This is a genomic window from Rhodopseudomonas sp. BR0M22, from assembly GCF_010907035.1.
Taxonomy (GTDB): domain Bacteria; phylum Pseudomonadota; class Alphaproteobacteria; order Rhizobiales; family Xanthobacteraceae; genus Rhodopseudomonas.
Map to the genome: position 1 here is coordinate 1 of NZ_QUMK01000115.1, position 7930 is coordinate 7930.

The 7930-nt window shown below is 65.5% G+C and carries 7 protein-coding genes; 4 read left to right on the forward strand and 3 right to left on the reverse strand.

What is annotated here, in order from left to right; all coding sequences use genetic code 11:
• The 3 genes from DY468_RS23840 to DY468_RS23850 all read right to left on the reverse strand — a co-directional run.
• The coding region (locus DY468_RS23840) for an AMP-binding protein (RefSeq protein WP_164608001.1) at nucleotides 1-481 on the reverse strand (481 nt) is incomplete at its 3' end.
• A 272-nt stretch (nucleotides 482-753) separates the two neighbouring features.
• Complete coding sequence (locus tag DY468_RS23845) at nucleotides 754-2148, reverse strand: D-alanyl-D-alanine carboxypeptidase family protein (protein ID WP_164608003.1); 1395 nt, start codon at nucleotides 2146-2148, stop codon at nucleotides 754-756.
• Nucleotides 2149-2317: 169 nt separating this feature from the next.
• Nucleotides 2318-4117 carry a glucan ABC transporter ATP-binding protein/ permease gene (locus DY468_RS23850; protein WP_164608005.1) on the reverse strand — a complete coding sequence of 600 codons (1800 nt, stop codon included), beginning with the start codon at nucleotides 4115-4117 and terminating at the stop codon, nucleotides 2318-2320.
• A gap of 439 nt (nucleotides 4118-4556) precedes the next feature.
• Between DY468_RS23850 and DY468_RS23855 the strand changes: the two genes are divergently transcribed.
• Genes DY468_RS23855 through nuoE form a run of 4 tightly spaced genes read left to right on the forward strand, consistent with a single transcriptional unit; the run spans nucleotide 4557 to nucleotide 7796 of the window.
• The gene (locus DY468_RS23855) at nucleotides 4557-4946 is read left to right on the forward strand and encodes an NADH-quinone oxidoreductase subunit A (protein ID WP_011159799.1); all 390 of its coding nucleotides are present in this window, start codon (nucleotides 4557-4559) and stop codon (nucleotides 4944-4946) included.
• Entirely contained in the window at nucleotides 4943-5569 is a 627-nt protein-coding gene (locus DY468_RS23860; RefSeq protein WP_164608007.1) for a NuoB/complex I 20 kDa subunit family protein, read from the forward strand. The genes DY468_RS23855 and DY468_RS23860 overlap by 4 nt, the downstream gene beginning before the upstream one ends.
• A complete protein-coding gene (gene nuoC, locus DY468_RS23865; protein WP_164608009.1) occupies nucleotides 5566-7311 on the forward strand; it encodes an NADH-quinone oxidoreductase subunit C/D in 1746 nt (581 codons plus the stop codon). Before DY468_RS23860 ends, nuoC begins: the two co-directional genes overlap by 4 nt.
• Nucleotides 7308-7796, forward strand: a complete 489-nt coding sequence (gene nuoE / locus DY468_RS23870; protein ID WP_164608011.1) for an NADH-quinone oxidoreductase subunit NuoE — start codon at nucleotides 7308-7310, stop codon at nucleotides 7794-7796. Before nuoC ends, nuoE begins: the two co-directional genes overlap by 4 nt.
• Nucleotides 7797-7930: the final 134 nt, after the last annotated feature.

Here is a 7930-nt window from a genome sequence, read left to right on the forward strand (position 1 = left end):
TCATGCCCTTGAAGCCGAGCATGTCGCCCATCGTGCCGACGATGATGTGCTTGACAGGCGTGCGGGCGACCACCTGCTCGACCGTGTGGGCGAAGTTCTCCAGCACGATGATGGCTTCGGCGCCGGAATCCTTGAGCTGGTGCTCGAGTTCGCGCGGGGTATAGAGCGGATTGACGTTGACCACCGCGAAACCGGCGCGCAACACCGCGGCGATCGCCACCGGATATTGCAGCACGTTCGGCATCATCAGCGCGACGCGCGCGCCTTTCTGCAGACCCTTGCCCTGCAGGTAGGCGCCGAGCGCGACCGACATCTCGTCCAGCTCGCGATAGGTGATCGCCTTGTCCATGCAGATGAAGGCTTTGCGATCGCCGAACTTACGGAAGCTCTCCTCGAACAGGTCGACCAGCGAGGGGTACAGCGTCATGTCGATCTCGGCCGGGACACCTGCCGGGTAGTGCTTGAGCCAAGTCCGCTCCATGGTGTGTTCCTCGTGTCGGCTGCCCGAAGCATGAGGCTTCGTGCATTATGATTGTTGCATATGGGCCGGGGGCGGCGAATTGGCCGAAAGACGCCGTGGGTAGTTTGCTGCGCTGCAAAATAACGGCGCGAAAACCGCGTCCAACCTCCCGTTTGGCGGAGTATTGAGCTAAGCCAACTCCGAACGCAAGCGACTGCACGCCGCAGCAATGCTGCATCAGCGGTCGTGACGCGATGACCAAGTCATCGCGGTCACGACGGCACGGCGCGGTGTCAGGACTTCGGCTTGGTCTCGCCCGTCGCGCTCTTCGGCGCCGGCTTAGCGGCCTTCGGCTTCGGCTTGGAAGCAGCCGGCTTCTCGGCCGCAGTTTGCCGTTTGGAGGTGCCGTGCTTGGCGCCGGCCGTCTTGTTGGTCTCGACGATCACCGAGGTGCGCGATTTCGGCTTCTTCGCCGCGGCGCCGCTTTCGGCGCTCGCTTCCTCGGCGGTCTCTTTCTTCTTCGCGGCCTTGCGGCCCTTCTTCTTGGCCGGCTTGGCGGCGTGATGTTCGGAGTCGCTGCTCTCGGCCGCGATCAGTGCAGCGCCGGTTCGTGTCGGCCCGGTGTAGACCACCACAGGTTGGGTCGGCTCGGGTTCGGCGGCGACCATGTCGGCCGGCCGCAGCGCCGGCGGCTGGAACATCGACATCACCGGATTGCCCGACAGCGCGTTGGCGACGGTCTCGTCCTCGTCGCTGGCCGGGCGTTTACGCTTCGGTCCGCACATCTCGTCGCGCAGATCCGGCGGGGCGGCGGCGATCGGTGCGAGATTGTCGACGGTGCCGAGCGACGGCGTCAGCCAGGCGAGGGTATTGGTCGAGAAGCCGCGCTCCAGCAGTTGCGCGGCCTTCACGGCGCGGTCCGTGCCGGAATTGGCGCCGAGCACCACAGCGATCAGCCGGCGGCCGTTACGCGTCGCGCTGGCGACGAGGTTGTAGCCCGAGGCGCAGATGAAACCGGTCTTGAAACCGTCGGCGCCGGGATAGCGGCCGATCAGCTTGTTGAAGTTGCGCGTCACCCGCTTGCCGAAGCGGATCGCCGGAATGTGGACGTAGTATTCGTATTCGGGCAGGTCGCGGATGATGGCGCGGGCGAGGATCGCGAGGTCGCGCGCCGAGGTCACCTGCTCGTCGGCGGGCAGGCCGTTGGGATTGACGTAGTGCGTCTGCGTCATCCCAAGCCGTGCCGCGGTGTCGTTCATCATCTCGGAGAAGCCGTCGATCGAACCGCCGACGCCCTCCGCCAACACCACGGCCATGTCGTTGGCCGACTTCACCATCATCATCTTCAGCGCGTTGTCGACGGTGACCTGGGTGCCGGCGCCGAAACCCATCTTCGAGGGCGATTGCGCAGCCGCGACCGGAGATACCGTCAACAGCGAGTCGGTCGTGAGCCGGCCTTGCTTTACCGCCTGCAGCGTGACGTACAGCGTCATCAGCTTGGTCACGGATGCCGGATGCCACGGGTAGGTGGCGTTCTCGGCTTGCAGAACCTTTCCGGTGTCCGCTTCGACCAACAACAGCGCTTCGGCGTTCGCCACTCGCGGGAGCACGGTGAGCGACAGCAGTGCCGCCACGACGATGGTGAAAAACGAGGATGAACGGCGAGGCTGTGCGGTGATGAAAGGCACGTTCCGATTCCGGTCCTGTGAGTTCCGTCGCGCCGACGAGATCGCGGCACGGTGACGTTCGGGTTTTCAGGCGGTGGCCCCAGCAAACCCGACCCTATACCGGCTCGCGCCCGCAGAACAGGGCTTGGACCCCGGTAATCGGGGACGAAAGGGGCTGAAATTCGACCGATCAGCGTTGGCCGTCGACAGCGGAGCTGATCGCCGAGCGTGCACTCTCCTGCACCATGAACTGCGCCCGCGCCAATTGCGCAAATGTCCCGCCAAGGTTCACCAGTTCATCGAACGTTCCGCTTTCGATCACTTTGCCGTTCTCGAACACCAGAATACGGGTGGCGTCCCGAATGGTGGACAGACGGTGTGCGATCACGAAGGTTGTGCGTCCCTTCATCACCTCGTCGAGCGCGAGGTTGAGCTTGGCTTCGGTGACGGCATCGAGTGCCGACGTGGCTTCGTCGAGGATCAGGATCGGCGGATCCTTCAGCAGCGCACGCGCGATCGACAGCCGCTGCCGTTCGCCGCCGGACAGCATCCGGCCGCGTTCGCCGGCATTGGTGTCGAACTTGTGGTCGCTGCGTTCGATGAACTCCAGCGCTTGCGCGCGCTCCGCGGCGAGGCGCAACTCGTCGATCGTGGCGTCCGGTTTGCCGATCCGCAGATTGTCGGCGATCGAGCGGTCGAACAGCAGCGCTTCTTGGAATACGACGCCGATGTTCCGGCGCAGCGACGCCAGCGTCAGGCCGCGAATGTCCATGCCGTCGACCTTGATCAGGCCGGACTGCGGATCGAAGGCGCGGTGCAGCAGCGCGATCGCCGTCGATTTGCCGGCGCCGGTGGCGCCGACCAGCGCGATGGTGTCTCCCGGCAATGCGGTGAAACTCAGATCCTCCACCGCCGGCCGCTTGCCGTCATAGGAGAACGACACGTTCTGAAATTCGACGAGGCCGGACAGCCGGCCGGGGTCGATCGCGTCCGGACGGTCGCGCACCGCCGGCACCGCATCGAGCACCTCGATGAACTCGCGTAAGCGCGGCGCTTCCATCAGCACGTTGTTGATGAAGTTCACCACCTGCTCGAGGCGCTGGATCAGCAGCGAGGCGAACGAGACGAACATCACGATCTCGCCGACGCTGGTGAGCCCCTGCTGGTTGAGATAGATGCCGAGCGTGAAGATCGACAGCACCGTGATGGTGGTCGAAGCGCGGGTGATCACGGTGACCAGCGCCCACCACGACAGCACCGGCATCTGTGCCGCCAGCAGCCGGCCCGAGACGTTGCGCAGGCCCTGAACTTCGGCGTCGACGCGAACGAAGCTCTGCACCAGCGCGACATTGCCGAGCGCGTCGGACGCCCGCGCCGACAGATCGCTGTACTGCGCCTCGACTTCGCCCTGCATGCCGTAGGTCTTGCGCACGACCAGCGTGGTCAGCACCGTGAACACCACGCACAATATGAACAGCAGGATCGCCAGCCGCCAGTTGATGTACAGCGACAACGGCAACAGCACGACCAGCGACAGGATCGCGGCGAAGTGCTCGCGGAAGAAGCCGAGCCACATCCGCCACAGCGCGTCCGTGCCCTGCAGCATCACCTTCATCAGCCGGCCCGAATGCGTGCCGGTGTGGAAGCTGATCGGCAATTGCAGAATGTGCTCGAAATAACTGGTCAGCACCGCCTGGCGTTGCCGATGCGACAGCCGGTCCGCCTGCAGCGCGACGACCGCCGAGCATAGAATGGTGAACAGCCCGAAGCAGGCCCAGGCGGCGAGCAGCGGCCAAGGCGAGCGCGTTTCCGGCACCAGCGCGCCGGTGGCGAGATTGCCGCTCATCACGTCGATGATGCGGCCGAACAGCACCGGCTCGGCGAATTGCGCGGTGGCCAACAGCAAATTGGCGATCGCCAGGACCCAGCCGAGCCGCGCCTCCTTGCCGAGCAGTTGCAGCACCCGGGTGTAGAGACCAATCAATGACATCGGCAGGGCCCAAGACGGAACGATTATGGTTAGATCATTTCCGGGCCGGGCGAAATCCGTCGGCGCATCTGTCCACGCGTCGTTTTTCGGAATGTGCGTGCCGCTCGCTCACCTCGGTCCGCGCCGCTGCGTCCGGCTCCGCTTCGTCGCTGTGGCAGCCGAACGTGGCAACGTGCCGCATCTGTCCGGAAGTCTGATTCGCGGCGCTGCGAAAGGTGCGCAAAACGCCGCCCGAGCAGGCTTTTCAGAAGTGCTTCGGTCGTTTCAAGTACAGGAAATCACGAGCGGAATCTCACGTTGTCGTGGTCGCAGACTTGATCGGCGTCAACCAGCCTTGACGGGTCGGGTGGCATGGTGACGATACGTTACAACCAGACGTCCATACCCCATGCGGACCGCTACGTGATCCGCTCTTCCGCTGTTTGTTGGAGCCTTGCCGGTGGGTGATCTGACCCTTCCGATCAATTCGGGCGCCGCACTCGCCATCCACGTCGCGCTGTCGGCCGGGATCGTTGCGGCGATCATCGTGGTCGCGGCCTGGCTGCGCGAGAAGCGCTCCGGTGCGCGGCCCGACGTGCCTTACGAAGGCGGCGTGCTGCCGGCGCAGCCGCAGCAGGGGCCGCTGAACGCGCCGTACTTCCTGATCGCCGCGCTGTTCGTGATCTTCGACATGGAAGCCGCGATCCTGTTCGCCTGGGCGGTCGCCGCGCGCGACGCCGGCTGGCTCGGCCTGATCGAAGCGGCCGTCTTCATCGGCGTGCTGCTGCTGGCGCTGGTGTATCTGTGGCTCGACGGAGCGCTCGACTGGGTCAAGGGCAAGCGCCGATGACGATGACGCCGCAACATCCGGGCATGCCGGACGAACAGCGCTCGGTCGAAGAGCATATGGCGCTGTCGAGCCTGTTCACCACGCTCGAAGACCTCACCGCGTGGTCGCGCAAGCACAGCCTGTGGCCGTTCAATTTCGGACTGTCGTGCTGCTACGTCGAACAGGTCACGGTGCTGACGCCGGTCTACGATCAGGCACGGTTCGGCGCTGAGGTGATCCGCGCTTCGCCGCGGCAGGCAGATCTTCTCGTCGTGTCCGGCACCGTGTTTCACAAGATGGCTGCGCCGCTGCTGCGCCTGTACGAGCAGATGCGCGCGCCGCGCTGGGTAATCGCGATGGGCGCCTGCGCCTGCTCGGGCGGCATGTACGACATCTATTCGGTGGTGCAGGGCGTCGACCGCTTCATTCCGGTCGACGTCTACATCCCCGGCTGCCCGCCGCGTCCCGAGGCCGTGCTCGACGCGCTGATCATGCTGCAGCAACAGGTCGGCAGCGAACGCCGCCCGCTCGGCGTCACCGTCGGCAACACCGCCGGCCTCGGCTTCGATGCGCCGCGCCGGCGCGACCAGCGCCGCGAGACGCGCATGGCGCAGACCCTGCTCGATCCGCCGGAGTCATTGTGAGCGCATCCGAACTCGTCACCGAGCTCAGCGCGCGCTTCAAGGATGCGGTGCTGGGCCAGCAAATGACTGCCGATCGGTTTCCAACCGTCTGGATTCGGCCGGACGCGACGATCGACGTGCATCGCTTCCTGAAGCAGGAGATCGACAGGCCGTTCAGGATGCTGGTCGACCTGTGGGCGATCGACGAGACCGCGCGCAAGCATCGCGAAGGCCTGCCGCCGTCAGGCATCACCATCGCCAGCCACCTGATGTCGCACGAGCGCAATGCCGACATCCGGCTCAAGATCGCGCTCGATGCCGAATATCCGCGCGCCAAGTCGATCGGCACGGTGTATCGCAACGCGCCGTGGTACGAGCGCGAAGCCTACGACATGTTCGGCGTCGAGTTCGAAGCTCAGCCGCATTCGCTGCGCATCCTGCTGCCGCCGGGCTGGGAAGGCCACCCGATGCGCAAGACCCAGCCGGGTCGCGCCACGGAGCGGCCGCTGTTCAACATGACGGCGTCGCTGTTCGACGCCAAGGAACACGCGCTCGCCGCCGATCCGGAGAAGTTCGGCCTGCCGACGCATCGCGACGGCGTCGCGCTGATGATCCTGAACTACGGGCCGCATTCGATGGCGACCCACGGCGTGTTCCGAATCGTGCTGGCGCTCGATGGTGAAGAGATCGTCGCGGCGCGGCCCGATATCGGCTTCCATCATCGCGGCGCCGAGAAGATGGCCGAGCGCCAGACTTGGCACAACTTCCTGCCCTACACCGACCGCGTTGATTACTTAGGCGGGGTGATGGGCGAGATGCCCTACCTGCAGGCGGTCGAGAAGGCCTGCGGCATCAAGGTGCCGGATCGTGCGCTGACGGTGCGGATCATGCTGTCGGAAATGTTCCGCATCATGAACCACCTGTTGTTCTACGGCACCATGGCGCAGGACACCGGTGCGATGTCGCCGGTGTTCTACATGTTCACCGACCGCGAGCGCGGCTACCGGGTGATCGAGTCGATCACCGGCGCCCGGATGCATCCGGGCTTCTTCCGCATCGGTGGCTTGTCGATGGATCTGCCGGAGGGTTGGGACCGGCTGGTGCGCGAATTCCTCGACTGGATGCCGTCGCGGCTCGACGACTACGAGGGCATGGTGCTGCGCAACGAGATTTTCCGCGCGCGCACCAAGGGCATTGCGGCCTACGACACCGCGATGGCGCTCGACTGGGGCGTCACCGGTCCGGGGCTGCGCGCCACCGGCTACGCCTGGGACGTGCGCAAGGCGCGGCCCTATGCGGGCTTCGAGAATTTCGACTTCGAAATTCCGGTCGGCCACGCCGGCGATTGCTACGACCGCACGGTGGTGCGGGTCGAAGAGATCCGGCAGTCGCTGAAGATCATCCGGCAGTGCGTCGACAACATGCCGTCGGGTCCGATCAAGGCCGATCATCCGCTGACGACGCCGCCGCCGCGCGAACGGATGCTGCACGACATCGAGACCATGATCCATCACTTCGTCAGCACGAGCTGGGGACCGGTGCTGCCGCCGGGCGAATACACCGGCCAGGTCGAGACCGTGCGCGGCCTGACGCAGTTCGCGCTGATTTCGGACGGCGAGCCGTCGAGCTATCGCACCCGGATTCGCACGCCGTCGTTCGCGCATCTGCAGATGATTTCCGCGGTCGCCCCCGGCATGATGGTGGCCGATCTCGTCGCCTATCTCGGCAGCATTGACTACGTGATGTCGGACGTCGACCGATGAGCCTCAGTCCCGCCCTCAAGACCGCGATCCAGCACGCTGCCGCCACCCATGGCGGCGCGAAGGCTGCGATGGTGGAAGCGCTGAAGCTGGTGCAGGAAGCCGAAGGCTGGGTGTCCGACGCCCACCTGAAGGAAGCGGCCGATGTGCTCGGCGTCACGCCTGCCGAGATCGACACGCTCGCGACGTTCTACAGCCAGATCTTCCGCTCGCCGGTCGGCGACACCGTGATCCTGCTCTGCGACGGGCTGAGCTGCTATCTGTGCGGCGGCGATGCGGTGCGAGATGCGGTGATGAGCAAGCTCGGCATCGGCTTTGGCGAAACCACGCCGGACGGCAAGTTCACCCTGATCAACATCTGCTGCGTCGGCGGCTGCGATCGTGCGCCGGTGGCGCTGGTCGGCCCGGAACGTAAGCTGATCGGTCCGCTGACGCCGGACGATCTCGACGCGCTGATCGGCGGCGCTGTAGTGGGAGGCCAGCCATGAGCGACAAGCCGCTCACCGGCCGCGCGCGCGCCGACCGTCAGCCGCACAGCCTCGCTGCCTGGCGCGGGCTCGGCGGCTACGCGGCGCTGTCGCTCGCGCTCAAGCGGCCCAGCCCGGAAGCGATCACCCCAATG